The following is a 23556-nucleotide window of genomic DNA, read 5'->3' on the forward strand; positions in this document are numbered from 1 at the left end:
GGCACTCGTGGCGACCCATGTTGCGCGCGCCCGCTGGATGCTCGATTGACGAAAATCAATCGGCCGCCGCCGACCCGGCGGATACTGCGATCTGCTCTTCACCCCGGCGGGGTTCCAAATGACTCAGGAAGCACAACCGGCAGGCACATTCCAGGCAGATGCGTCCGAGCAGGGCTGGCGCGCGGCGTTTCCGCCGGCCCGGTGGCTACGGACCTATGAGCCCAGGTGGCTGGCGAAAGACGCCATTGCGGGCGTGACCCTGGCCGCCTACGGCATCCCGGTGTCCTTGGCCTACGCATCGCTCGCCGGGCTGCCACCGCAATACGGCATCTACTGCTACCTGGTCGGCGGCCTCTTCTATGCGCTGCTGGGATCGTCGCGCCAACTGGCGATCGGCCCCACTTCGGCGATCTCGATGCTCGTCGGCGTCACCGTCGCCGGCATGGCGGGAGGCGATCCGCAGCGCTGGGCCGGCATCGCCGCGCTGACCGCGCTGCTCATCGCGGCCATGTGCGTCGTGGCATGGCTCCTGCGCCTCAGTTCACTGGTCAACTTCATCAGCGAGACCATCCTGCTCGGCTTCAAGGCCGGGGCGGCGTTCACGATCGCCCTGACCCAGCTGCCCAAGCTTTTCGGCGTCAAGGGAGGTGGCGAGGACTTCTTCGAGCGCCTGGTCATCCTGGGCGGGCAGATCCCCGACACGAACCTCGCCGTGCTCGGCTTCGGCCTGGTCGCGCTCGCTCTTCTGCTGCTGGCCGAAAAGTACCTGCCGGGCCGGCCGGCGGCGCTCTTCGTGGTGATCGCCTCGACCATCGTGCTGTCGGTCACCTCGCTGGGCGACCTCGGCTTCAAGGTCGTCGGCGCGCTGCCCGAGGGCCTGCCGAGCTTCCAATTGCCCGGCCTTCGGGTGCGCGACGTGCAAGGCGTGGTGCCGCTCGCGTTCGCCTGCCTGCTGCTGTCCTATGTGGAAAGCGTCTCGGCCGCGCGCGCGCTGGCCGACGCCCACAACTACGAGATCGACCCGCGCCAGGAATTCCTCGGCCTCGGCGCGGCCAACCTCGGCGCGGCGCTGTTCCAGGCCTATCCGGTGGCCGGCGGTCTGTCGCAGTCGTCGGTCAACGACAAGGCCGGCGCCAAGACGCCACTGGCGCTGGTCTTCGCATCGATCACGATCGGCCTGTGCCTGCTGTTCCTGACCGGCGGACTGAAGAACCTGCCCAATGTCGTGCTCGCCGCCATCGTCCTCATGGCCGTCAAGGGACTCGTGAACATCGGCGAGATGAAGCGTCTCTGGCGTGTCAGCCGCTATGAGTTCGCGGTCTCCATGATCGCGTTCGCCGCGGTGCTGCTGCTGGGCATTCTCAACGGCGTGATCGTTGCGGTCCTGGCTTCGCTGACCTTGCTGATCGGCCGGGTCGCGCGACCGCACGTGGCGGTCCTCGGACGGATACCGGGCACGCGCAAGTTCTCCGACATCGAACGCAACCCCGACAACACGGCGACGCCTGGCGTCTTGATCGTCCGCGTCGACTCCGGCATGCTCTATTTCAACGTCGATCACGTGTACGAAGCCGTGCGTCACATGGTTCGGTCGGCACCGGACAAGCCGAAGCTGGTGATCTGCGACCTGTCGACCTCGCCCCAGGTCGACCTGGCGGCGGCGAAGATGCTGTCGAAGCTGCATCAGGAACTGGCCCAGGCGGGCATCCGCCTGCGCCTGGTCGCGGCGCACGCGCCGGTGCGCGACCTCCTGCGAGCCGAAGGCCTGGAAGAGCGCCTGGGCTACTTCGGACGCAGGACCTCGGTCGCCGATGCCATCGACGAGTTCGACGGCACCAGCCCCCCCGTGGAGCCACCGACCGGCAGGCTCGCCCCCGCCTGAGCTTCGCCGATGCGCGACGACGCGAGCCGAACCCCATGCCGGTGATCGCCTTCCTGGCCGGGGCCGTGCTCGTGATGGCGACCCTGATCGACGCTTTCGAAGTGGTGCTGCTGCCACGCCCGGTGCGCCGCCGGATCCGGCTGAACAGCTACTTCTTCAAGGTCACCTGGGATGCCTGGGCCTGGTGCGCCGGCCTGTGGCCCGCCGGCCGCCGGCGAGAGGACTTCCTCGGCGTCTATGGTCCGTTCTCGATGGTCATGCTTTTCGTGCTCTGGGCCGGGTCGCTGGTGGTCGGCTTCGGCTTGATGCAGTGGGCGATGCAGGGCCTGGCGCCCGGCGCGCGCTTCGACACCCTGGTCAGCCAGGTGATCGTCAGCGGCGACGCCTTCTTCACGCTCGGCTACGGCGACATCGTGCCGCAACATACGCTGGCTCGCCTGCTGGTCATCCTGGAGGCCGGCACCGGCTTCGGCTTCATCGCGCTGAACATCGGCTACCTGCCGGTGCTCTATCAGCACTTCACCCGCCGCGACCTGCAACTCATCGAGTTCTCCGCCCGCGCGGGGTCGCCCCCGACCGCCGCGACATTGCTCGGATGGCACGCGCACGGCACTACGGAGGAACTCGAGCGCTGGCTGAGGGACTGGGAGATCTGGGCCAGCGACCTGATCGAGAGCCACGCCGTCTATCCGATGCTCGCGTTCTACCGCTCCCAGCACGAAGGCCACTCCTGGCTCGGCTCGCTGGCCGTGGTGCTCGACGTCTGCACCCTGCTGATCGCAGGCGCCGACGACGCGCAGCGCCACCAGGCCACCGCGACCTTCGCGGCACTGCGACGCATCCTCGACGAAGCCAGCGAATCGCTGCAGGTGGCACCGGCGCACGGCACGCCCCCGCGCCGGCTGGACGCGGAGGCGATGTGCGTTCTCGTGGCCACGATCCGCAGGATCATTCCTCGCTGGCACGACGATGACGGCGCACTCAGGGCCATCCGGCTCCTGCGAGCCACCTACGAGCCCCGGCTCCAGGGCCTTGCCGCCTACCTGCTGCTTCCCCTGCCCGACTGGATCAATCCCGCCATGGCGGCCGAGCGCTTCAGTCGCGACGCGGTGGTCCTGCAACTCACCAGCGGGCGCCCGGATTGAGGACACGCTTTTTTGAGACTGCTCTCATGGCCCGGATCGGCCGGGTTCCCTACGATCAAGGCATGCAGATCACCTCCAACCTCTCTTCGCGCAGCAGTCTCTTCGGCTTCGGAATCCTTGGCCGGCCGCACCGGGTCGAACCGTCCCCGGCGGTCTCCACCGCCGCTGCTTTCGACATCCCGGCGCCGTTCACGCAAGAGCAGGCCGAGTGGATCCTCGCGCTGCACAAGCTGGGTGCCCGCGACCGAAGCCGCGCGACGCAGGTCCTCCGCGACTGGACCCCCTCGCGATGCTCACCGCCGCAAGCCACCTGCATCGAGGCCTTGCTGGACCTCGACGCCCAGGACCTGCGTGACACCCTCGCGGACGCCATGGAAGACTGCGACTTGCGCGGCCGCCTCGCGGGTGGCGCTCAGCGATCCCTGCGCAGCAGTTGCCTCAAGGTCGGACGCGCCGCCGACTTGGCCCCGGCCTCCGTCCGCTCGCGATAGGCGTCGCGCTGGGCCTGCAGCACAGAAGCGAGTGCCGAGACGCTGGCCTTGTCGTAGCGCCACACGCCTGTCACCGCGAAATGGCCGGCTTGGCCGGGATGCGGCTTGGGATGGATCCGCACACCGCTCGTGCCGATGCTTTGCAGAATCTCGGCGCGGGCGCTGGCCAGCGTCGCCTCCCGCCCTTCGTAGCCCTCGATGTCGCGGCTGAGCTCGATGCCGATGGCGTGGATCGACGGATAGCGCTCGGCGATGAAACTCACCACCTCGGCCAGCACCAGCTTCGGCAGCGCCTTGGCGCGGAAATCGGCGAAGTCGGTGGTCAGGAAGTTCTCGAGCCGAACTTCATCGCCGGCCGAGCTCCGGGTGACCGACTGGACCCGCCCGATCAGCGCCGCCCCGTCATACACCTCGATGCGCTCGCCCAGGACATAGGGACGGCCCTCCGGGCCGGTCAAGTGCAAACGCTGGAATGTCATGAATGGAGACGGTGGCCGTGACCGAACTGTACTCGGCGCCATCCGGCTTTCAAGGCTTGGACGGCCCCGGGCTGTCGCCGGCGGCACTCGCGGCCGCGGCCGGCCGCCCGCTCAGCGGCTGTGCGCCTCGGCCCAGCGAACGATGTCGGCCGCGCCCATGGCCCCGGCCTGGCGTGCCACTTCGCGCCCGCCCTTGAACAACGCCAGGGTCGGAATGCTGCGGATGCCGAATCGCGCGCCCAGGGCCGGAACCGCCTCCGTATCGACCTTGGCAAGCCGCACCCGGGGTTCCAGCCGCGCCGCCGCCTGCTCGAAACCCGGCGCCATCTGGCGGCACGGGCCGCACCAGGGCGCCCAGAAGTCGACCAGCACCGGAATCTCGTTGCGCGCGATGTGGCGATCGAAGGCGGCCTCGTCCAGGGCGGTCGATCGGCCGGCGAACAGCGGCTGGTGGCAGTGGCCGCAGTCGGGCGCGCTCGCCAGCTGCGACGTCTGCACGCGGTTCGTGGTGTGGCAGTGCGGGCAGACGATGTGCAGCTTGTCGGTCATGGAATCTCCATCGGTGGCGGGCGGATGAGAGGCAGCTGGGGGCGCGGGGCGGCAGCTGCAAGACCTGAAATAATGAACACTTAGTTACAGGAGTCTTATTTCGTGATCTCGAGAACCTCTTCGACCGCCCTGGCCGTTCTGGCTGCCCTCTCCGTCCTGGCCGGTTGCGCCGGACAGTCCAAGAACCAGGCCGAGCCCGCGGCCGCAGCCAAGCCCGAGCCCGTCGCCGCCGCCCCGGCGCCCGCTCCGGCCAAGCCCGAGGTGCCGAGCACCGGCAAGACCACCTACGACCAGGTGCTGAAGCTGGTTCGCGGTGCGCGCGGCGACGAGGCCAAGCTCGACAAGGCCCTGGTCGGCAAGGACCTGAGCGCGCGCATCGCCAAGGTCAAGGGCGCCGGCGACGACTTCGCGGTGCGGCCGGCCGATCCGGTCCGCTTCCGTTGCGACGAGGGCGAGTCCTTCGCGGGTGGCCAGGTGTCGTCCCGCATCGTCGGCGTCGACTGGTCGGCCGACACCAAGCGCGCCCTGCTGCAGCTCGATCGCTGCGGCCCGGCACCGGCCGTGGCGGCCGCACCGGCACCGAAGGCCGCGCCCGCCGCCGCGGCACCCGCGCCGGCCGCGGCTGCACCGGCGGCCGCGCCCGCCGCCCGCGCCGGCGCCAGGCCCGGCATGGACGCCCAGGGCAACGTGATCGATTCGAGCAAGATCGAAGCCGGCAGCGGCCGCACCGTGAAGGGCATGAACGACTACGAGGGCGAGATCACCGGCAACCCGGCGCCGAACTCCAAGTTCACCCAGCTGCAGATCGGCATGAGCCTGAAGCAGGTCACCGACCTCGCGGGCCAGCCGACCGACTCGGGCGCCTACGTCACCGGCAAGGCCTTCATTCCGTTCTATTTCGGCGGCGACCGCACCCGGATCGAACTCGCCTACAAGGGCCAGGGCCGGCTGATCTTCGCCGGCGGCAACCTGGGCAACATCTCCGGCGGCAACCTGGTCTGGATCATCCACAACGCGACCGACACCGGCTACCGCTGATCTCCGGCCGATTGGCGCCATTCGGCCGCGGCGGAGCATCGCAACTCCGCCACGGCGCCGGCGCCTTCAGCGCGGCAGCGCGAGATCGACCCACGCCGGCGCGTGGTCGCTGGCACCGGGCCGGCCACGCACCTCCCGGTCCACGCCGGCCGCCCGCAGCAGCGGCGCTGCTTCCTCGTTCAGCAGCAGGTGGTCGATGCGCAGGCCCGCGTTGCGCGGCCAGCGCTGGCGCCAGTAGTCCCAGAAGGTGTAGATGCGTTCCTGCGGGTGCAGCGCGCGGATCGCATCGGTCCAGCCCTGATCGAGCAGCGCCTTGAAGGCCGCCCGGCTTTCGGGCTGCAGCAGCGCGTCGTCGCGCCAGGAGGCCGGGTTGTAGATGTCGGCATCGGTCGGCACCACGTTGTAGTCGCCGGCCAGCACCACCGGCAGGCCGCAGCCGAAGAGCGCCTTGGCATGCGCGTCGAGGCGATCGAACCAGGCCAGCTTGTAGTCGAACTTCGGGCCCGGCTGCGGATTGCCGTTGGGCAAGTAGAGGCAGCCGATCACCACGCCGTCGACCACGGCCTCGAGGTAGCGGCTTTGCGGGTCGTCGGCCATGCCGGGCAGGCCGCGGCCGGTCTCGATCGGCTCGCGCCCGCGTGCCAGGATCGCGACGCCGTTCCAGGCCGGCTGGCCGTGGAAGACCACGCCGTAGCCGGCCGCACGGATCGCCGCCGCCGGAAACCTGGCGTCCGGCGATTTCAGCTCCTGCAGGCAGGCCACGTCGGGCTTCGACTCGGCCAGCCATTCGAGCAGCGCCGCCAGGCGGCCGTTGACGCCATTGACATTGAAGGTGGCGATCTTCATGGACCGCCGCCGTCCCTCAGCGCGGCGAGCGTGAGCGGGTCCCGCTCGCCGGCATACAGGCGCTGGAGCACCCGCGCGAAGACGGGCGCGGCCGCGGCCACCTCGAACAGCGTCATGCAGGAACGAAGCTTGAGATCGTCCGGCGTGCCGAAGATCTCGTGCGCGCTGCGGCCCGAGGCGGCGAGCACGAGCTCGCTGCAGTCGACCAGGCGCGGGCCGAGCACCGGATGCGCGGCGTAGGCCTGTGCCTCGGCAAGGTCCGCAAGGCCGAAGAAGCGGGCGGTGGCGCTGCGCCCCAGCACGCGCAACTGGGGAAAGACGAACCACATCCAGTGGCTGGTCTTGCGCCCTGCCCTCAGCTCGCGGCACACGGCGTCGTAGACCGGCGCCTGGGCTTCGACGAAGCGCTGCAGGCCTTCGGGATCAAGCGGCGGTCGCATGGGCACCCTGCCACCTCAGCGCAGCGCGAAGCAGAACACGGCGCCCTTCTCGGCCCGCTGCTGCAGCCGGATGTCGCTGCCGTGCAGCTGCAGGATGCGCTGCACGATGACCAGCCCGAGCCCGCCGCTGCGACCGGTCGACGACGAGAACAGCGGCCGCGTGAACAGGCTCTGGCGCAGCTCGCCCGGGATGCCCGGGCCGGTGTCGCTGACCTCGACCGCGACCCCCTCGCCGTCGGCGCGCAGCACCACGGCGATCTCGCCGCCTTCGGGCGTGTGGCGGATCGCGTTGTCGAGCAGGTTGGTCAGCACCCGCTCGATCAGCCCGAGGTCGGCCGTCACCACCGGCAGGCCCGGCGGAATGTCGGCTACCAGCCGCTGCCGCCGCGCCTCGGCCGCCAGCTCGAACTTCTGGAACACGTCCTGCACCAGGTCGGCCAGCGCGAAGCGCTCCTTTTCGGGCTTGACGACGCCGTATTCGAGCCGCGCCAGCTCGAACAGCTCTTGCGCCAGCCGCCCCACCTTGCGGCTCTGCCCGAGCGCGATCTCGAGGTAGTGCCGGCGTTCGGCCGGCGCCAGCGTGTCGGACTTCATGAGCAGCGTCTCGAGGTAGCCGTGCAGCGAGGTCAGCGGCGTGCGCAGGTCGTGCGAGATGTTGGCGAACAGCTCGCGCCGCTGCTGGTCCTGCGTGCGCAGCTCGCGCCACTGGCCGGCGATGCGCCGGGTCATCTGGGCGAAGGCGTCGCGCAGCGTCGCGATCTCGTCGCCCCCGCCCTGCCCCGCATCGCCCAGCATGGGCACGCCGCTCTCCAGCGCGGCCGACCCTTCGCTGTCGAACTGCCGCACCGCCGAAGTCAGCCGTCGCAGCGGCCGCGTGATGAGGTGAAACGCCGCCAGCCCCGCCAGCAGGCCCAGCAGGGCCACCAGCGCGATCGACCACAGCATGGTGCGCAGCACGCTGCCGGCCGCCACGTTGGCCACCAGCGCCTCGCGCTCCTCGCCCGACAGCACCACGTACACGTAGCCGGCATCACGGCCGTCGACCTTGAGCGGCGCGGCGCTGAAGGTCTTGCGCACGCCCTGGGCGCGCGGATCGTCGCCCAGCACCGGCAGGTCGGCGCCGCCCAGCAGCCGGTGGATCGGCGCCAGGTCGACCCGGTCCAGCTTGAGGTGGCCCGGCGGCGCGGCCTGGGCCTCAATGCGCCCGTCGGGCGCCAGCAGGTAGACCTCGACACTGGGATTGACCGCCATGAGCTTGTCGAACAGCGCGTGCACCTCGGCACGATCGAGCGCGCCGCTCTCACCGAGGATCGGGTTGCTCGCGGCGATATGGGCCGCCAGGCCAGCCGACAGGCGCTGGGTCACCTCCTGCTCGTGGCGTCCGCTGGCCTGCAACTGAAGCCAGGCCGAAGCCCCGCAGCAGGCCAGCAGCAGCACGGCGAACACCAGCGACAGGCGTTGCGAGAGCGTGCCGCGCAGCCTCATCCTGTTGCCTCCTCGAGGTCGCCCGCCGCCAGCTTGTAGCCGCGCCCCCAGACGGTCAGGATGCGGCGCGGCGCGGCCGGGTCGGGCTCGACCTTCATGCGCAGGCGGTTGATGTGGGTGTTGACCGTGTGCTCGTAGCCGTCGTGCTGGTAGCCCCACACCTGGTTCAGCAGGTCGAGCCGCGAGAACACGCGCCCGGGATGGCGGGCAAGGAAATAGAGCAGGTCGAATTCGCGCGGCGTGAGCTCGATCGGTTTGCCGTCGACCTCGACCTCGCGCGCGATCGGATCGATGCCCATCCCGGCCAGCGCGAGCCGGCCGGAGTCGATGCGGGCGTTGCGCGCCATGGCCTCGGTGCGCCGCAGCAGGGCACGCACGCGGGCCACCAGCTCCAGCACCGAGAAGGGCTTGGCCAGGTAGTCGTCGGCGCCCAGCTCCAGGCCCAGGATGCGGTGGACCTCGCTCGAGCGCGCGCTGGTGATGATGATCGGGGTGTAGCGCGTCATGGCACGGGCGCGGCGGCAGATTTCCAGGCCGTCGATGCCCGGCAGCATCAGGTCGAGCACCAGCGCATCCCAGCTGCCGCGCTCCAGTTCGCGCAGGCCGGCGTGACCGTCGGCGGCGTGCGTGACCGCGTAGCCCTCGTCGTGGAGGTGCATGCGCAGCAACTCTGCGATATGGGCATCGTCCTCGACGATCAGAACGCGCTTGGCGGTATCCATGGCCCATTCTCCCGCTTCCGCGGGGCCCGAGTTATCACGATTAATTGAACTTTTCGTGATGAAACGGTCACCGGGTGCGCCCAACAATCCGGCCTCATGAACCGCGACACCCCGATCCATCCGCTGTGGCTGCGCATCACGCACTGGCTCAACGCCCTGGCGGTGCTGGTGATGGTGGCCAGCGGCTGGCGGATCTACGATGCCTCGCCGTTGTTCCCGTTCGAGTTCCCCGCCGCGCTGACCCTCGGCGGCTGGCTCGGCGGGGCGCTGCAATGGCACTTCGCCGCGATGTGGCTGCTGGCCGCCAACGGCCTGGTCTACCTGGCGCTGAACCTGGCGAGCGGCCGCCTGTGGCGCAAGTTCTTCCCGCTGTCGATCTCCGGCATCTGGCACGACGCGCTGGCGGCGCTGCGCGGTCGGCTCTCGCACGCCGACCCGCGCCACTACAACAGCGTGCAGCGCTTCGCCTACCTGTTCGTGATCTGCGACATCGTGCTGCTGGTGCTGTCCGGGCTGGTGCTGTGGAAGTCGGTGCAGTTCGGCCTGCTGCGCGATCTGCTCGGCGGCTACGAATTCGCCCGCCGCATCCACTTCTTCGCGATGGCGGCGCTGGTGGCCTTCGTCGCCGTGCACCTGGTGATGGTCGCGCTGGTGCCGCGCTCGCTGCTCGCCATGCTCGGCAGCCGTTCCGGAGTCGAATCATGAAGCTCTTCAAGCGCCCTGCCCTGGACACCGTCGACGCCGAGGCGGCCCTGGCCGAGGCGCGCGTGCTGATCGGCCGCCGCGTCGCGCAGCCGGCGCGCCGCGCCTTCCTGCAGCGCTCGCTCACGCTCGGCGGCCTGTCGCTGTTGACCGGCTGCAGCATCAGCGACAACGACAGCGTCGAAGCCGCGCTCGGCGCGGTCTCGCGCTTCAACGACAGGGTGCAGGGTCTGATCTTCGATCCGGCGCGGCTGGCGCCGACCTACCCCGAGTCGATGATCACGCGGCCCTTCCCCTTCAACGCCTACTACGGCGAGGACGAGGTTCGCACGGTCGCGGAAGAAGGCTTCACGCTCGAGGTGACCGGCCTGGTGGCCGACCGGCGGCGCTGGACGCTGGCCGAGTTGCGCGCGATGCCGCAGCAGGACCAGGTCACGCGCCACATCTGCGTCGAGGGCTGGAGCGCGATCGGCAAGTGGGGCGGCGTGCGCTTTGCGGACTTCCTGCACCGCGTCGGCGCTGACACCGGCGCCAGGTATGTCGGCTTCAAGTGCGCCGACGACTACTACACCAGCATCGACATGCCGACCGCCCTGCATCCGCAGACGCTGCTGACGCTGAGCTACGACGGCCAGCCGCTGCCGCCGAAGTACGGCTTCCCGATGAAGCTGCGGATGCCGACCAAGCTGGGCTACAAGAACCCGAAGCACATCCAGGCCATCTTCGTCACCAACACCTACCCTGGCGGCTACTGGGAAGACCAGGGCTACAACTGGTTCGGCGGCAGCTGAGTCGCCTCAGGCGACCCGGCGCTGCTGGAACGCGCGGCCGTGTTCATTCGGAACCGAGCCCTTTTTTTCCGCAAACGACTCTCTTGAAGGACCACTGACATGAATGCGCTCTCCGCCACACTGCTCGCCACCTGCCTGGCCATCGGCTCGGTCTCGGCCTTCGCCGCCGACGAGATGAAGAAGGACGACATGGCCAAGGATTCGATGGCCAAGGACAGCATGTCCAAGGACGCCATGGCCAAGGGCGGCATGAAGAAGGACACGATGGCGAAGGACGCCATGAAGAAGGATGCGATGTCCAAGGATGCGATGTCCAAGGACGCGATGGGCAAGGACGAGATGAAGAAGTAGCCGCCACCGCGCCGTCGCAGAGGCCTGCCATGCTGCTCTTTCTCTTCGCGCGCGTCGGCCGCATTCTCGCCATCGGCGGCTTGTCGCTGCTCGCCGGCATCGCACCGACGCTCGCCGCTGCCGACGCGCCGACGCCGGAGCGCGGCAGCGCGGCGCGGCTCGAACTGCCGGTCGAGGGCACGCTGCCGCGGCTCGCCGGCGCCGTCGACTGGCTCAACTCGCCGCCGCTGAGTGCTGAAGGGCTGCGCGGCAAGGTGGTGCTGGTCGACTTCTGGACCTTCGGCTGCATCAACTGCCGAAACGCATTGCCGCACGTGCGCGAATGGCATCGCAAATACAAGGACCAGGGCCTGGTGGTGCTCAGCGTGCATGCGCCCGAGTTCGCCTACGAGAAGAACATCGCGAACGTGAAGAAGGCCGTCGCCGACCTGGACATCGAGTTCCCGGTGGCGATCGACAACGACTTCGCGATCTGGCGGGCGTTCGGCAACACCTACTGGCCGGCGCTGTACTTCGTCGACGCACAGGGGCGCGTGCGCTTCCACCACTTCGGCGAAGGCGAGTACGCGAAGTCGGAACAGGTGATCAGGCAACTGCTCGACGAGGCGGCCAGGGACCACAGGCCGGGCTGAAATCCAACGGACGCCACCCGGCAGGTCTTCGACCGCCTGGCGTCAAGGCCCTGGCAGGTGTTGATCCGGCGACAGGCCGGCGATCGCGCCGGCCGGCGGCAAGGCGGCGGGCTGCACCCGGCAGTTGCCGAACTCGCAGCGCACCGACAGTTCGACCCTGGCCGTGCACGGCACCCGGTGGACCTCGAATCCGGCCCCGCGCTCGATCAGCACCGCGCGCGGCGTCGCGCTGCATTGCATCGCCAGCGCGAGCTTCTCGGCGTTGTAGGTATCGCGGCCGGTGCGGCGGGCACCGGGGCGCAGCAACTGGCTGGCCGTGACGCTGTAGTTGGCGCGGTAGTAGTTGGGGCCCTGCATGACGGGAGCGACCGTCAGGGCCACGGCACCGGACGCACCAGGCGCACCGGCACCGAGCCGGCTGACGAAGATGCCGCCCGAAGGCCCATCGGCACTGTCCCGGCGGTCGTAGCTGCGCTCCTCGCCGGCCACCAGCGTGATCCAGCCCGGGTACGCGAAGGCCGCGCCGGACAGATGGTCGATGGTCGCGCTGAGCACGCCACCCACCGCCAGGCTGATGAGCCCCATGTCGGAGCGCGAGATCACCTTGGCGGACGCCACCACGCGGCCTTGCGACAGGCAGCGAACCGAGAGGTCGTCGCCCGAGCGCCTGACCGTGAGCCGCGGCGCGGAGATGCCCGCCGGTGCCGCCGCCACGGCGTCGCCTGCGCGGCACTCGACGCCGTCGAGCGCCTTGCCGTCGGCGGACACCGCGTCGACCTGGATGTCCTGCTGGGTGCCGCGCACGACCAGCGCGCAGCCCGGCAGCGCCAGGGCGGCGCAGGCCCCGAGCAGGGCCGACGCTGTGCAGGATCGCAGGCGGGATCTCATCGGACTTGCATTCCTCTGGAAGCCTGTCGGAGGGAGTCGGTCGAAAAAGAGAACTTTAGATGTATCTAAAAGTATCTATTTCGCGCCACTCGATCATAGAGGCCGGGCGGCATTGCGCAAGACCCTGCGCAAAGACGTTCAGCGCGTCGGCGCGGCAGGCAGCAACGGGGCGACCACCTCGGCCACATGCATGCCATTGGCGCCGCTGATGGCGCGCATCGGCGCGGACAGCCTGCGATCGGCGGCCGCCGCGGCCCAGAAGCTGCGGGCGGCCTCGAACGCCGGCTGCCAGACGTCGGTCCTCGCGCCCAGGCCGAGGAACGAAGGGGCGACGCGGCGGAGCTCCGGCTCGATGCCGCCGCCCACCGGCGCATAGACCATCGGCAGCATGTCGTAGGCCGGCGCGAGCGCGTTCGGCCGATCGTGGTCATCGGTCAGCAACGACAAGTTCTCGAAGTGACGGTCGCCGTTGCCGATGAGTTCCGAGAAGGCGGCGAGGACGAGGACGCAACGCAGGGCGTCGGCATCGAGGATCCGGGCCTCTTCGCATCGCTGCGCGAAGGCCGGCCAGTTGTCTCTCATCCCGAACCGTTCGTCGTCGACCGCCCCTGCGGAGATCAACCCGCGCCGGCCGAAACGGCCCACTCGGTCGAACCGCTCGACTTCCAGGTAGCCGTAGTCGTCCAGTTCCAGGTAATGGGCGCGGGCCGCCGCGATGCCCGCCTTCGACAAGGACCGCAGCGCCAGTTCCTCCAGGACGAGCAACTCGGCCGAGCGGCTCGCACGGCGCGCGAACTTCACGATCAGGTGGCCGCGCGCCTCGGTCTCGCAGGTGAACTTCGGCTGCTCCCCTCCGGCACTGCTGCCTGCACCGGTCTGTGCGGTCCCGGTCGCCAGGTCGCGATACACACGCGGAATGTCCGGCGCCGGCACGGCCGCGGCTCGGCGCGATGCCATGTGCAAGGCAAAGGAATCGGCGCCCCAGATCAGCGCCCCGCCGACGTCCGCGCCGAGGCGGCACAGGAAGGTCGCGCGATGATCGTCCGACCAGTCCCGCAGCGACGGTGGCACCCCCAACGCAGCCGCCACGGCCCTTGCCAGGCGGGCACCCAGATAGCCCGACGGCGCGGCGAACGCCATCGCCGGAGGAAGACCCTCATGGAAAGAAGTGGTCCCACGAGGCGCGTCCACCCACGTGCCGCCCCCGCGCAGGAAGCTGACCGAGCCGATCTCGGCGACCCGGCCCTCCGCATCGACCCGGAACATCGGTTGCGGCGAGGCAACCGGCTCCGCGCGAAGCAGGGCGTAGCGCGGCGTCCGCACCCCCGGCTCCCGGAAACGGATGACCTCGGGCCCCAGCTTTTGAATAGTTCGAGAGAAGGTCGGCTGACTGGCCTGGAGCATCGCCAGGAGTTCCACCGATGACCGCGGTCCCTGGGAAAGTGCGCTGCGCACCAGCGCAACCCGCTCGGCTTCGCCCTGCACTTTGGATGTAAATGAATTGTTCAATGAATAGTTCAATGAATTTCATCGAGGATTCTAGCGCGGTGCAGCAGTGGCAGACTGCATGTTTCGCGCGTTGCGAGGAGTCCTGACATGGCGTTCCACCTGCCCCTGCCCCGCCCTTCGGGCATTGTTCGGCCACTGATCACCGTAGCGGCCGTCGCGCTCGCCATGGCCGTGACTGCCTGCGCAACCCGCGCCCCGACCTTAACCCGCGACCAGGTCGCCGCCCTGGTGGCCGACCCGGAGCGCAGCGAAGCCGATCGCACCAACGACCAGCGCCGCAAGCCCCAGGAGATGCTGATGTTCATCGGCGTCAAGCCCGGCATGCAAGCGCTGGACATCAGTGCCGCCGGCGGCTACACCACCGAACTGCTGGCCCGCGCGGCTGGCCCGTCGGGGCGTGTCTATGGGCAGACCCCGCCGCGCCGGACCGGCCCGCCGCCGGCCCAACCCGAAGGCGGCGCGCCGCCGATGGCTGTCGCCCCCGCGCCGCGACCGCCATCGGCGGGCCTGGCGGGCCGCGCCGAACGGCTGCGCAGCGGACACATCGTGGCGGTGGTCCAGCCGTTCGAGCAGCCGGTGCCACCCGACGTCGCGCCGGGCAGCCTCGACCTCGTCACGCTGATGTTCAACTACCACGACCTCGGCCACCTGGGTGCCGACCGCGCTCAGCTGAACCGCGCCGTCTTCGCGGCGCTGAAGCCGGGCGGTCTCTACGTGCTGGCCGACCATGCCGGCCGCCCCGGCACCGGCATTTCCGAATCCGGCACGCTGCACCGGATCGAGGAATCGTTCCTGCGCGCCGAGGTCGAACAGGCCGGCTTCAGGTTTGCCGATGAAGGCTTCTTCCTGCGCAATCCGAACGACCCGCGCGATCGCAACACGCCCGAGCCGCCGCAGCCGAAAGACGACTTCGTGCTCAAGTTCGTGAAGCCCTGATCGCGGCCTCGAAGGCCAGCGCCAGTTCCTCGGCCGCGTCGACCAGCGGCTGCCGGCTCTCGGCCACCCGGGCCTGCAGCAGCGCCCCCTCGATCGAGGCGACCGCCAGCGCCGCCAATCGGGCCGCGCGCAGCGGCTCGGCGCCCCGGGCTTGCAGCGCATCGCTGAACACCCGCGCCCAGGCCGCCAGCGCCACCGCGCCGGCGTCGCGGATCGCACCCGAGCGCGGCGCGGTCTCCAGCAGGGTCGTCGCGATCGGGCAGCCATCCCTGAAGTCCGAATCGGCCATCCAGCCGCCGAGCAGCGCCGCGTAGCGGCGCAGCAGTTCGCCAGGCCCGTCGCTCTCGTTGGCCAGGCCGGCCAGCGTGTGCACCACGCGTTCACCGGCCCAGGCCACCGCGGCGGCGCCGATGGCCTCCTTGCCTTCGGGAAAGTAGTGGTAGATCGACCCCTTGGGTGCCGCGCTCTCCTCGACGATCTGGTTCAAGCCGGTCGCCGCGAAGCCCTGCTGGCGAAACAGGCGGGCCGCCGTCTCGACGATTGCTTTCCGGTGTCTGGGCGCCTGAGCCATTCGCGTGTGTCCCTGAGGTGTCTGGATTTGAATGCAGAATTATATAGACTGGTCTACATCAAATCACTGCATTCAAGAGGTATGCCGATGACCGACGCCACGATCCCCCCACCGGCCACCGGGCCGGCGCTGCTGGCCGCCATCCAGGCCGTGAACGCCAGCGCGAAATTCAACCGCTGGGCCGGCTTCGAGGTGCTCAGCGCCAGCCCCGGCGACGTCGAATTGCTGATGCCTTGGCGCGAGGAGGCCGGCCAATACAGCGGCTTTCTGCACGCGGGGCTGATCGGCGCGCTGATCGACACCGCCTGCGGTTTCGCCGCCAGCACCCTTGCCGGCCGCGTGCTGGCTTCGCACTTCTCGGTGAACTGCCTGCGGCCCGCGATCGGCCAGCGATTCGTGGCCCGGGCGCGGGTCGTCAAGGCCGGGCGCACTCAGATGTTCACCTCTGCCGAGCTGTTCGCCGAAGAGGCACCCGGTGCCGCGCGCAAGCTGGTGGCGACCGGCGACGCGATCCTGGTGCCGGTGCAATAGGGCAATCCAGGGCAATCGGTCAGTCGCGGCGCCGGCCGCGCAGCGCCGACATCAGCAAGGTGGTCAGCACCGCCCCGGACGCGGCCGCGATCAGCGCCGCCTTCACGGGCTCGTCGGCAATGAACTGCGTGCACGCATCCCGGGTGCGCTGCATGCGCCCCTGGGCGTCGTGGAGCTTCTTGCCGGCGGCGTTGACCGCATCCTTGGCATAGGCACGGCCGGTGGCAGCCGCATCGCCCGCGATGTCCCGCGCATCACCCGCGATGCCCCGCATGGTGTCGAGCCCCTCGCGGCCCGTGGCCTTCGCGTCCTCGATGCTCGGCCGGATCGACTGCATCGCGTCGGCACCGACCCGCCGGGCCTCGGCGGCGTAGCCCTGCGCCGCCTCGACCGCATCGCGGCCGACCTGGCGCGCTTCCTCCGCGAGTTGGGCGGGTGTCTTGACGTTGTCTGATTCCATGGCGTCGCTCCTTTGTTGCGTTCCCTGTACTGTCGATGCCCGCGGCGGCCCGGACTGTGAGCCTCGGGATGCGGGCCGTGTAGGGCAATGGCGAGGCAGGAAATCTTCTCACAAGGACGGGGCCGGGGAATCCCCGCCGCAAGCGCCGGTCGACGTGCTTCAATACCGCAGTTCCCGTTTGCAACGACGAAGGCCGCATAGCCATGGACGATTCCTCGGTCAGGCAGCGACTCATCGCCATCCTCTGCGCCGATGCCGCCGGCTTTTCGCGGCTGATGGCCGGCGACGAGCACGCCACGCTGGCGGCGCTCGACGCCGCGCGCGAGCTCTTCAGGGGCCGGATCGAGTCGAACCACGGCCGCGTCATCGACATGGCGGGCGACTCCATCCTGGCCGTCTTCGAAACCGCCACCGGCGCGGTCAGCGCGGCGATCACGATCCAGCAGGACCTCGCGCAGGCCGCCACCGACACTGCTTCCCGGCCGCGGATGCCGTTTCGCATCGGCGTCCACCTGGGCGACGTCATCGAGAAGCAGGACGGCACGGTCTACGGTGACGGGGTCAACGTCGCCGCCCGGCTCCAGGCGCTGGCCGAACCCGGCGGCATCGTCGTCTCGGACGCGGTGCGCGGCGCCGTCGGCAGCCGGGTCGATGCGAGCTTCGCCGACAAGGGCGAGCAGCCGCTCAAGAACATCGCGCGCCCGATCCATGCCTTCGTGGTCCGTCCGGGCCGCGACGCGGAGGCACCGGCGGCCGCTCCCCCGCCCCGCGCCAGCCCGCGGCCGTCCGGCGTGTTCGTGGGCCGAAGAGCCGAGCTGGCGCAGCTCAAGAGCGCGCTCCAGGGCGCTCGCAAAGGTTTCGGCCGGATCGTCCTGCTGGCCGGCTCCAGCGGCATGGGCAAGACCAGCCTGACGCAGCAACTGGCCCTGCATGCCCAGGACAGCGGCACGCTGGTGCTCTGGGGCCGCTGTCTCGAGGAGGCCGGGGCGCCCCCCTACTGGCCATGGCGGCAACTGATCCGCAGCTACCTGCGCGGCAGCGGCGACCCGGCCATGGCCCAGACCTTCGGTGCCGGGCTGGCCGACATCGGCAGCATCGCGCCCGAGGTGGCCGAGCAATTCGCCACCCCGCCGGGCGACGCCTCGGTCGTCGATTCGGCCCAATCGCGCTTTCGGCTGTTCGATGCGATCGCCGGGTTCTGGCGCCGCGCGGCGCAGCGCGCGCCTGTCCTGCTGATCTTCGAAGACCTGCACTGGGCCGACGCCACCTCGCTTCGGCTGTTCTCCTTCCTGGCGGGCGAACTGGACGATTGCGCCATGCTGGTGGTCGGGACCTACCGGGACACCGAGCTGTCGCGCCAGCATCCACTGTTCGAGACCCTGGCCGAGCTCGCCCGCTCGCCGGTGTGCCAGCGCATCGAACTGCAGGGCCTGAGCGCACGCGAAACCGCGGAGTTCGCGGTCGCCGCCAGCGGCGGCACGGCCAGCGCCAACCTGGTGGATGCACTGCACACCCGCACCGAAGGGCACCCGCTGTTCCTCGAGGAAATGCTGCGCTACATGATCTCGGCGCGGGCACCGCACGAAGGCCATGCGGCCATCGACGATGCGCGGCTGCTGACCAAGGTCCCGACCGGCGTGCGCGAAGTGATCGGCCGACGACTGAACCGCCTGTCGGCGCCGGCGGCCAGGCTGCTGTCGACCGCGGCCTGCATCGGGCGCAGTTTCGACCTGCCCCTGCTGGCGCGGCTCGAAGCCGACAAGTCCGAGGACGAACTGCTGCAGGCGCTCGAAGAGGCCATGGGCGAACAGATCATCGAAGCGGTGCCGGACACGCAGCAGTTCCGCTTCGGCCATGCCCTGATTCGCGACGCGCTCTACGACGAGATGCTGGGGATGCGCCGCGCGCGCCTGCACCTGCGCATCGGCGAGACGCTGGAGCAGCACCACGGCAGCGACGACGGCATGGTGTGGTCGCAGCTGGCCTATCACTTCAGCGAGGCCGGCCCGGGCAGTGCGGCGACCAAGGCCCTCGCCTATGCCCGGCGGGCGGCCGGCCATGCGGCGCGGCTGCTGGCCTTCGAGGAAGCGGCACGCCTGCTCCGGCTGGCGCTGCAACTGCTGGACCGCCATTTTCCCAACGACCTGGTGCAGCGCTGCGACGTGATGGCGGCGCTCGGCGATGCCGAGCTCTGGTGCGACGTGCCGGAAACGGCGGTCGCCTCCTATCGGCAGGCGGCCGAACTGGCGCGCCAGTGCGGCTTGAGCGCCCAGTTCGCCCGGGCCGCCATCGGCTTCTCCAGCAGCAGCACGCAGGCCGGCCAATCGGGCGAAGCCGCCGTGGCCCTCCTGCTGGAGGCCATCGCCCTGCACCAGGGCAACGACGCCGAGCGGGTCGAATTGCTGAGCCGGCTGTGCGTGGCCTACATCTATTGCGATCGCTCCGCCGAGGCCAAGGAGGCGCACCGGCGTGCGGTCGAACTGGCACGGCGGATCGACGACATGCGCAGCCTCTACCTGGCGCTCTCCGCGATTGCTGCGGCCGGCTACTGGCCCGAGCTGCTGGGCGAACGCATCGCGGCGGCGGCCGAGGCCTGGGCGATCGCCGAAGAGCTCGCCATGCCGGAACGCATCCCGAACCTGCTGGCCTTCTACCTGTGCGATCTCGTCCGGGTCGGCGATGTCGCCGTGCTGAGCCGCGTGCGCGACCAGGGCCTGCGGTTGTCGGCGCAGTGGCGTGCCCACTACTGGCTGTCGCTCTGCCGGCACATCGAGGTGCTGGTCGCCCTCAACGAAGGGCGCTTCGAGGACGCCGAGCGCTGGGCGAACCGGGCGCTGGACGTCGGCCGGCGGGTCGCCGAGGACAAGGCCGTCGGTGCCTTCGGCATGCAGATGTTCTGCCTGCGGCGCGAACAGGGGCGCCTGCGCGAAGCGCTGCCGATGCTGCAGCAGTTCGTGCGCGAAACGCCGACCGCGCAGACCTGGCTGCCCGGCCTGGCGCTGCTGTATGCCGAACTCGGCATGCGCGACGAGTGCCAGGCCGTGTTCGACACCCTCCCCTGGACCCGCCTGTCCCGGCCGCCCACCGATGGCGGCACGCTGACCCTGGTCATCTTCGCGGCCGAGCTCTGCGTCTACCTGGGCCATGCCGAGCATGCGGCCCTGATGTACGGCCAGCTGCGCGGCCACGCGGGCGCCAACCTGCTCGGCGACTCCAGTGGTCCCTGCATGGGGTCGACCGACCGGCTGCTCGGCGCCCTGGCCTCGGTGATCGGGCAGTGGGACCTCGCGCAGCTCCATTTCGAGGCGGCCCTGTCGATGGACCGCCAGACCGGCTCGCGGGTCTGGCTCGCCCACAGCCGCCATGACTACGCGCTGATGCTGCATCGGCGGGCCGAGCCCGGCGACCTGCCCCGGGCCCGCGCCCTGCTCGCGGATGCGCTCGCCGACAGCGTGGCCCTGGGCATGAACGCGCTGACGCCGCGCATCGAGGCGCTGGCGCAATCGCTGGACGAACCGGTCGCCGCGCCGGCCGCCGGCCATCCCTGCGGGCTCACCGAGCGCGAGGTCGGCGTGCTGCGCCTGATCGCGATGGGCCGCAACAACCGCGAGATCGGCCAGGTGCTCGGGATCAGTCCGAACACCGTGGCCAACCACGTGCGCAGCATCCTCGAGAAGACCTACACCGCCAACCGGACCGAGGCGGCGGCCTTCGCCAACCGCGAGGGCCTGCTGAAGCCGTAGCCTACTCGGGACGGATGTTCTGGTTGACCCGGAACAGGTTCTTCGGGTCGTAGCGGCGCTTGGCGGCCACCAGTCGCGGGTAGTTGTCGCGGTACGAGGCGCGGATCCGCTCGTCGCCTTCGTCCATCATCATGTTGACGTAGGCGCCGCCTGCCGAATGCGGATGCAGGGCGTTCCAGTAGTCCTTGGTCCAGGCCGTGATGCGGGCGGCATCCTTCGGGTCCGGGCTCACCCCGACGATCACTTCGGCCCAGTTCGCATCGCGGTAGGCGAACGGCGTGTCGGAGGCCTTCGGCCGATGCGCCGCACCGTCGATCGGATAGAGGTGCATGGTCGACTGCGGGGTCGGCATCTCGGGGCCGAAGCGCAGGTGCTCGGCGATCGCCGCGTCGCTCAGCTGATTGACGAAGTCGGCCCGCCAATACCATTGGTCGCCGGGCGGGAACAAGGCGTCGAAGGCCCCCTGCAGCGCCGGGAACGGCATCGGCTGGACGCCGTGCATCAGCGGCGGCCCGAATTCGGCGACCGGCTTGAAGACGGCATCGGCCTCCGCCAGCTCGCCCGTGTAGCACCAGACGACACCGCACACCTTCCGGCCTTGCAGCGCGGCGGGGAAGGGATCGACCGGCGGCACCGTCAGGTAGGCGAAGAAGCCGTTCAGGGTCTCCGGCGCCGCGAGGATGAAATCGCGGTACCAGCGCATCACGTCGCCGGCCTGCTCCAGCGCCCAGAAGGTCGGCCCGGCGACCACCGTGTCGATCGGGTGCAGCCGGAACAGGAAGGAGGTCACGACGCCGAAGTTGCCGCCGCCGCCGCGCAGCGCCCAATAGAGCTCAGGATGCTGCTCGGCACTGGCGGTGACCAGCGTGCCGTCGGCCAGCACCACGTCGGCTTCGAGCAGGTTGTCGATCGACAGGCCGCAGCGGCGCGTCAGGTGGCCGAGGCCGCCGCCGAGCGTCAGCCCGCCCACGCCGGTGGTGCCGATGATGCCGGAGGGCGTGGCCATGCCGAAGGCGTGCGTGGCGTGATCCACATCGGCCCAGGTGCAGCCGCCCTCGACCCGCACGGTTCGGGCCGCGGCATCGACCCGGATGCCGTTCAGCCCCGACAGGTCGATCACCAGCCCGTCGTCGCAGGTGCCCAGGCCGCCCCCGTTGTGGCCGCCGCCGCGCACGGCCAGCAGCAGCGACTGCTCGCGGGCGAAGTCGACGCTGTGCATCACGTCGGCGACGTCGCGGCAATGGACGATCAGGCGCGGACGGCGATCGATCATCGCGTTGTAGACGCGGCGCGAGGCATCGTAGTCGGCGTCCCCGGGCTGCACGATGCGCCCGCGCAGCGAGGCGGAAAACTGGGTCAGTCGGTCTGGGTTCAGCATGTCGGATCTCCGGTGGGTGGCACGTCCGGAAGAACGTGAACCACGGCCCCGGTTGTAGGCTCCGCCGGGCCGGACGCAAATAGTCAGACCTGACCATCGGCCAGCGGCCGGGATTGACTAGGCGCCCGCCGATGCCTGGGCCCGCAGCCCGTCGATCGCCGCACCGTAGGCCTGCGAGACCTCGACGATCACGTCGGCCGGCACGTTGGCCCGCCGCGCCGCCTCGCGGATCGCCTCGGGATCCTTGGCTTCGTAGAGGCAGTAGGTCTTGCGCTTGTCGGCGCTCAGGAACGAGAACAGCCAGTTGACGCCGACGTCGCCATTGATCCTCGTGATGGCGACCACGCCATCACTGTCGATTTCGAGCTGCTCGGCGAAATTGCGTTCGATGATGAAGAGCGGCATGTGAGTCCTCGGACGGGTCGAAGCGCGCCATGGCGGCCATGGCGCCACGCCGCATCAGTATGCGCCTAGGTCGAATGCCCCGCCAGCCGCAGCCAGTTCGGGAATTGCCGGTCGAAGTCCTGCGGCGCGATATTGTCGAAGCACTCGCAAGCCGTGTTCGGCAGGGCGACGCTCATTTCGTCGTGCCAAATCGCGACCCCGAGCAGGCGAAACACCCGAATTCGCTCTTCGCGAGGCACCGGGAATTCCGAGACGTGTCCCGGTATCTCCTGCATGCCGACCCGACGCCGCACCTCGACACCGAGCCAGCCCTGTCGGTCTTTGCGGATCGGGACCGACCTGGCCAGCCAGGCCTCCAGATAAATGGCGCGCAGGGCCAAGGCAATCAAGACGAGCATTGCAATCAACATGACGGAGCCTCGCAGCAAACGTGACTGTCGCATCCGGCGGCATTGCCGGCCATGATTGCAAGTTAAGACGCCCCGTGCCCGAGCGCAATACGCAACGGCACGCCGATCCTCAATTCAGATGAAAAATTGGCAATGGAGTCGTCTTTAAGCAACTCGCGCCCCATGGCTCAACGGGGCAGGAGTTCGATCACCTGCCAAGCCCCCTTGGGCTGGCCCTTGCTTCTGCAGAACAGATAGCTGCCGGCGTTTTCCAGGCTGCGGTGGCGGTTCTCGATGCGCGCCGTCCGGCAATTCGCCCTGTCCTGCGGGTCCTTGCCCGGCGTGACGCTGCCGCCGCTGGTGCCGCGGGGGTTCTCCCACGTGACCGCCACGCCGTCCGCGCCGCTATCGAGCGCCTGGTGGACCGTCCGGGTCATGAGGTCGACATCGGCGCTGCTGAATCGGGTGATCGGCGTGTCGCGCATCGCGTTGAACAGGTTCAACGGCCTCGCCTGCGCCGAAGCCGCGGCCAGTACCGCGACGGCTACCGCAAGCAATCTACCCCCCTGGCGCACGGTCATGTTCGAATCCTCCGGTCCGGTGAATGGAAAGAAACCGGCTGGATTCTATCGATCAGCCCTCGCCGGGCCGGACCTGGCGATTCAGCCGACGCGCTTGATCGTCACCTTCACCGAGCCGTGGTTGTTGAGGTAGGCGAACCAGGCGTCGTTCGCGAAAAGGCACAGCTCGGGATCGGCGTCGCCGCTCTGCCCGGTGTAGGTCCAGGCGGCATGCATGCCGATCGGGAACATGCAGGTGTCGGAGCGCCCGACGGCCCCGATCAGCTGGAACCATCGGCCCTCCTTGCAGCGCAGCGCCCAATGCGCCATCGACTGGATCAGGCTGGGCTCGATCCGGCCGTCGGCGCTGGACGCCAGGTGCCAGTCGACCCATCGGCTGTCGTCGGCGGCGATCTCGTAGGTCTCGCCGGGCGCCAGCAGCACGCCGGTCGGGTTGTAGTAGCTGGCGCTCGCGATCGCGAGCGGCCCGGATGAGTCCCCGACCGCTAGATGTCTGGCCATGACTGCCCTCCTTTCACTGGTCCCTGCGCTGAAGAGGCGTCTGCAAGTTCCTCTTCCCCCGACGTATTTGTACTCCTTCTTTCGAGGCGGCGCCGCCGGTTCGTCGTGTTT

Annotated in this window: 25 protein-coding genes and 1 pseudogene; 11 read left to right on the top strand and 15 right to left on the bottom strand. The window is 69.5% G+C overall.

Going from position 1 to position 23556, the window contains the following annotated elements:
* Window positions 1–118: 118 nt before the first annotated feature.
* The 3 genes from QTI68_RS31965 to QTI68_RS31975 all read left to right on the top strand — a co-directional run bounded on the left by QTI68_RS31965 (window position 119) and on the right by QTI68_RS31975 (window position 3518).
* A complete protein-coding gene (locus QTI68_RS31965) occupies window positions 119–1882 on the top strand; it encodes a SulP family inorganic anion transporter (RefSeq protein WP_286527390.1) in 1764 nt (587 codons plus the stop codon).
* 35 nt (window positions 1883–1917) lie between these two features.
* On the top strand, window positions 1918–3027 hold the full coding sequence (locus tag QTI68_RS31970) for a potassium channel family protein (RefSeq protein WP_286527392.1): 1110 nt from the start codon (window positions 1918–1920) through the stop codon (window positions 3025–3027).
* Window positions 3028–3089: 62 nt separating this feature from the next.
* Complete coding sequence (locus QTI68_RS31975) at window positions 3090–3518, top strand: hypothetical protein (protein ID WP_286527394.1); 429 nt, start codon at window positions 3090–3092, stop codon at window positions 3516–3518.
* Here the strand turns inward: QTI68_RS31975 and QTI68_RS31980 are convergent.
* Window positions 3440–3997, bottom strand: coding sequence for a hypothetical protein (locus QTI68_RS31980; protein ID WP_286527396.1), 558 nt, complete (start codon window positions 3995–3997; stop codon window positions 3440–3442). The two genes, QTI68_RS31975 and QTI68_RS31980, sit on opposite strands and share 79 nt — an antisense overlap.
* A gap of 111 nt (window positions 3998–4108) precedes the next feature.
* Complete coding sequence (gene trxC, locus QTI68_RS31985; RefSeq protein ID WP_286527398.1) at window positions 4109–4546, bottom strand: thioredoxin TrxC; 438 nt, start codon at window positions 4544–4546, stop codon at window positions 4109–4111.
* A 102-nt stretch (window positions 4547–4648) separates the two neighbouring features.
* On the opposite strand from trxC, the gene QTI68_RS31990 reads away from it, so the two are divergent.
* Entirely contained in the window at window positions 4649–5584 is a 936-nt protein-coding gene (locus QTI68_RS31990) for a hypothetical protein (protein ID WP_286527400.1), read from the top strand.
* A gap of 66 nt (window positions 5585–5650) precedes the next feature.
* On the opposite strand, the gene QTI68_RS31995 is transcribed toward QTI68_RS31990, so the two are convergent.
* The 4 genes from QTI68_RS31995 to QTI68_RS32010 are packed head-to-tail and all read right to left on the bottom strand — an operon-like array spanning window position 5651 to window position 9077.
* Window positions 5651–6430 carry an exodeoxyribonuclease III gene (locus QTI68_RS31995; RefSeq protein ID WP_286527402.1) on the bottom strand — a complete coding sequence of 260 codons (780 nt, stop codon included), beginning with the start codon at window positions 6428–6430 and terminating at the stop codon, window positions 5651–5653.
* On the bottom strand, window positions 6427–6870 hold the full coding sequence (locus QTI68_RS32000) for a DUF1810 domain-containing protein (protein WP_286527406.1): 444 nt from the start codon (window positions 6868–6870) through the stop codon (window positions 6427–6429). Before QTI68_RS32000 ends, QTI68_RS31995 begins: the two co-directional genes overlap by 4 nt.
* A gap of 15 nt (window positions 6871–6885) precedes the next feature.
* Window positions 6886–8355, bottom strand: coding sequence for a sensor histidine kinase (locus QTI68_RS32005; RefSeq protein WP_286527408.1), 1470 nt, complete (start codon window positions 8353–8355; stop codon window positions 6886–6888).
* Window positions 8352–9077, bottom strand: coding sequence for a response regulator transcription factor (locus tag QTI68_RS32010; RefSeq protein WP_286527410.1), 726 nt, complete (start codon window positions 9075–9077; stop codon window positions 8352–8354). Before QTI68_RS32010 ends, QTI68_RS32005 begins: the two co-directional genes overlap by 4 nt.
* A 96-nt stretch (window positions 9078–9173) precedes the next feature.
* Between QTI68_RS32010 and QTI68_RS32015 the strand changes: the two genes are divergently transcribed.
* From QTI68_RS32015 to QTI68_RS32030, 4 genes and pseudogenes are all read left to right on the top strand, one after another.
* Window positions 9174–9782, top strand: coding sequence for a cytochrome b/b6 domain-containing protein (locus tag QTI68_RS32015; RefSeq protein WP_286527412.1), 609 nt, complete (start codon window positions 9174–9176; stop codon window positions 9780–9782).
* Entirely contained in the window at window positions 9779–10570 is a 792-nt protein-coding gene (locus QTI68_RS32020) for a molybdopterin-dependent oxidoreductase (protein WP_286527414.1), read from the top strand. The genes QTI68_RS32015 and QTI68_RS32020 overlap by 4 nt, the downstream gene beginning before the upstream one ends.
* Window positions 10571–10669: 99 nt before the next feature.
* Entirely contained in the window at window positions 10670–10921 is a 252-nt protein-coding gene (locus tag QTI68_RS32025) for a pentapeptide MXKDX repeat protein (RefSeq protein WP_286527417.1), read from the top strand.
* A gap of 158 nt (window positions 10922–11079) precedes the next feature.
* Window positions 11080–11553 (top strand): annotated as a pseudogene (locus tag QTI68_RS32030) (thioredoxin family protein); the annotation flags it as partial.
* Window positions 11554–11595: 42 nt separating this feature from the next.
* Here the strand turns inward: QTI68_RS32030 and QTI68_RS32035 are convergent.
* Window positions 11596–12441, bottom strand: a complete 846-nt coding sequence (locus tag QTI68_RS32035) for a hypothetical protein (RefSeq protein ID WP_286527419.1) — start codon at window positions 12439–12441, stop codon at window positions 11596–11598.
* Window positions 12442–12579: 138 nt separating this feature from the next.
* Entirely contained in the window at window positions 12580–13962 is a 1383-nt protein-coding gene (locus QTI68_RS32040; protein WP_286527421.1) for a HipA domain-containing protein, read from the bottom strand.
* Window positions 13963–14037: 75 nt separating this feature from the next.
* Here QTI68_RS32040 and QTI68_RS32045 point away from each other — a divergent pair, with 75 nt between their 5' ends.
* Window positions 14038–14886, top strand: coding sequence for a class I SAM-dependent methyltransferase (locus QTI68_RS32045; protein ID WP_286527422.1), 849 nt, complete (start codon window positions 14038–14040; stop codon window positions 14884–14886).
* Here QTI68_RS32045 and QTI68_RS32050 read toward each other — a convergent pair.
* A complete protein-coding gene (locus QTI68_RS32050; RefSeq protein ID WP_286527425.1) occupies window positions 14867–15457 on the bottom strand; it encodes a TetR/AcrR family transcriptional regulator in 591 nt (196 codons plus the stop codon). The genes QTI68_RS32045 and QTI68_RS32050 overlap by 20 nt on opposite strands.
* A gap of 87 nt (window positions 15458–15544) precedes the next feature.
* Here QTI68_RS32050 and QTI68_RS32055 point away from each other — a divergent pair, with 87 nt between their 5' ends.
* Window positions 15545–15988: a PaaI family thioesterase gene (locus QTI68_RS32055; protein ID WP_286527428.1), complete on the top strand. Its 444-nt coding sequence runs from the start codon at window positions 15545–15547 to the stop codon at window positions 15986–15988.
* A gap of 19 nt (window positions 15989–16007) precedes the next feature.
* Here the strand turns inward: QTI68_RS32055 and QTI68_RS32060 are convergent, their stop codons facing one another.
* Window positions 16008–16448 (bottom strand): hypothetical protein, encoded by a 441-nt coding sequence (locus QTI68_RS32060; RefSeq protein WP_286527431.1) that lies wholly within the window; start codon window positions 16446–16448, stop codon window positions 16008–16010.
* Between the two features lie 203 nt (window positions 16449–16651).
* On the opposite strand from QTI68_RS32060, the gene QTI68_RS32065 reads away from it, so the two are divergent.
* Complete coding sequence (locus QTI68_RS32065; RefSeq protein WP_286527433.1) at window positions 16652–20191, top strand: helix-turn-helix transcriptional regulator; 3540 nt, start codon at window positions 16652–16654, stop codon at window positions 20189–20191.
* Between the two features lies 1 nt (window position 20192).
* Here the strand turns inward: QTI68_RS32065 and QTI68_RS32070 are convergent, their stop codons facing one another.
* The 5 genes from QTI68_RS32070 to QTI68_RS32090 form a co-directional block, all read right to left on the bottom strand.
* The gene (locus QTI68_RS32070; RefSeq protein WP_286527436.1) at window positions 20193–21569 is read right to left on the bottom strand and encodes an FAD-binding oxidoreductase; all 1377 of its coding nucleotides are present in this window, start codon (window positions 21567–21569) and stop codon (window positions 20193–20195) included.
* 117 nt (window positions 21570–21686) lie between these two features.
* A complete protein-coding gene (locus QTI68_RS32075; protein WP_286527438.1) occupies window positions 21687–21974 on the bottom strand; it encodes a DUF4242 domain-containing protein in 288 nt (95 codons plus the stop codon).
* 65 nt (window positions 21975–22039) lie between these two features.
* The gene (locus tag QTI68_RS32080) at window positions 22040–22384 is read right to left on the bottom strand and encodes a hypothetical protein (RefSeq protein ID WP_286527441.1); all 345 of its coding nucleotides are present in this window, start codon (window positions 22382–22384) and stop codon (window positions 22040–22042) included.
* 167 nt (window positions 22385–22551) lie between these two features.
* Window positions 22552–22944 carry a hypothetical protein gene (locus QTI68_RS32085; RefSeq protein ID WP_286527444.1) on the bottom strand — a complete coding sequence of 131 codons (393 nt, stop codon included), beginning with the start codon at window positions 22942–22944 and terminating at the stop codon, window positions 22552–22554.
* Window positions 22945–23025: 81 nt separating this feature from the next.
* The gene (locus tag QTI68_RS32090; RefSeq protein WP_286527449.1) at window positions 23026–23445 is read right to left on the bottom strand and encodes a hypothetical protein; all 420 of its coding nucleotides are present in this window, start codon (window positions 23443–23445) and stop codon (window positions 23026–23028) included.
* Window positions 23446–23556 lie beyond the last annotated feature (111 nt).

The sequence above is a fragment of the Variovorax sp. J31P207 genome, assembly GCF_030316965.1.
Classification (GTDB): Bacteria; Pseudomonadota; Gammaproteobacteria; order Burkholderiales; family Burkholderiaceae_C; genus Variovorax; species Variovorax ginsengisoli_B.

Coding starts and splice junctions, on each gene's coding strand:
- QTI68_RS31965 (WP_286527390.1), top strand. CDS start 119: ATGACTCAGGAAGCACAACCGGCAGGCACATTCCAGGCAGATGCGTCC.
- QTI68_RS31970 (WP_286527392.1), top strand. CDS start 1,918: ATGCCGGTGATCGCCTTCCTGGCCGGGGCCGTGCTCGTGATGGCGACC.
- QTI68_RS31975 (WP_286527394.1), top strand. CDS start 3,090: ATGCAGATCACCTCCAACCTCTCTTCGCGCAGCAGTCTCTTCGGCTTC.
- QTI68_RS31980 (WP_286527396.1), bottom strand. CDS start 3,997: ATGACATTCCAGCGTTTGCACTTGACCGGCCCGGAGGGCCGTCCCTAT.
- trxC (WP_286527398.1), bottom strand. CDS start 4,546: ATGACCGACAAGCTGCACATCGTCTGCCCGCACTGCCACACCACGAAC.
- QTI68_RS31995 (WP_286527402.1), bottom strand. CDS start 6,430: ATGAAGATCGCCACCTTCAATGTCAATGGCGTCAACGGCCGCCTGGCG.
- QTI68_RS32000 (WP_286527406.1), bottom strand. CDS start 6,870: ATGCGACCGCCGCTTGATCCCGAAGGCCTGCAGCGCTTCGTCGAAGCC.
- QTI68_RS32005 (WP_286527408.1), bottom strand. CDS start 8,355: ATGAGGCTGCGCGGCACGCTCTCGCAACGCCTGTCGCTGGTGTTCGCC.
- QTI68_RS32010 (WP_286527410.1), bottom strand. CDS start 9,077: ATGGATACCGCCAAGCGCGTTCTGATCGTCGAGGACGATGCCCATATC.
- QTI68_RS32015 (WP_286527412.1), top strand. CDS start 9,174: ATGAACCGCGACACCCCGATCCATCCGCTGTGGCTGCGCATCACGCAC.
- QTI68_RS32020 (WP_286527414.1), top strand. CDS start 9,779: ATGAAGCTCTTCAAGCGCCCTGCCCTGGACACCGTCGACGCCGAGGCG.
- QTI68_RS32025 (WP_286527417.1), top strand. CDS start 10,670: ATGAATGCGCTCTCCGCCACACTGCTCGCCACCTGCCTGGCCATCGGC.
- QTI68_RS32035 (WP_286527419.1), bottom strand. CDS start 12,441: ATGAGATCCCGCCTGCGATCCTGCACAGCGTCGGCCCTGCTCGGGGCC.
- QTI68_RS32045 (WP_286527422.1), top strand. CDS start 14,038: ATGGCGTTCCACCTGCCCCTGCCCCGCCCTTCGGGCATTGTTCGGCCA.
- QTI68_RS32050 (WP_286527425.1), bottom strand. CDS start 15,457: ATGGCTCAGGCGCCCAGACACCGGAAAGCAATCGTCGAGACGGCGGCC.
- QTI68_RS32055 (WP_286527428.1), top strand. CDS start 15,545: ATGACCGACGCCACGATCCCCCCACCGGCCACCGGGCCGGCGCTGCTG.
- QTI68_RS32060 (WP_286527431.1), bottom strand. CDS start 16,448: ATGGAATCAGACAACGTCAAGACACCCGCCCAACTCGCGGAGGAAGCG.
- QTI68_RS32065 (WP_286527433.1), top strand. CDS start 16,652: ATGGACGATTCCTCGGTCAGGCAGCGACTCATCGCCATCCTCTGCGCC.
- QTI68_RS32070 (WP_286527436.1), bottom strand. CDS start 21,569: ATGCTGAACCCAGACCGACTGACCCAGTTTTCCGCCTCGCTGCGCGGG.
- QTI68_RS32075 (WP_286527438.1), bottom strand. CDS start 21,974: ATGCCGCTCTTCATCATCGAACGCAATTTCGCCGAGCAGCTCGAAATC.
- QTI68_RS32080 (WP_286527441.1), bottom strand. CDS start 22,384: ATGTTGATTGCAATGCTCGTCTTGATTGCCTTGGCCCTGCGCGCCATT.
- QTI68_RS32085 (WP_286527444.1), bottom strand. CDS start 22,944: ATGACCGTGCGCCAGGGGGGTAGATTGCTTGCGGTAGCCGTCGCGGTA.
- QTI68_RS32090 (WP_286527449.1), bottom strand. CDS start 23,445: ATGGCCAGACATCTAGCGGTCGGGGACTCATCCGGGCCGCTCGCGATC.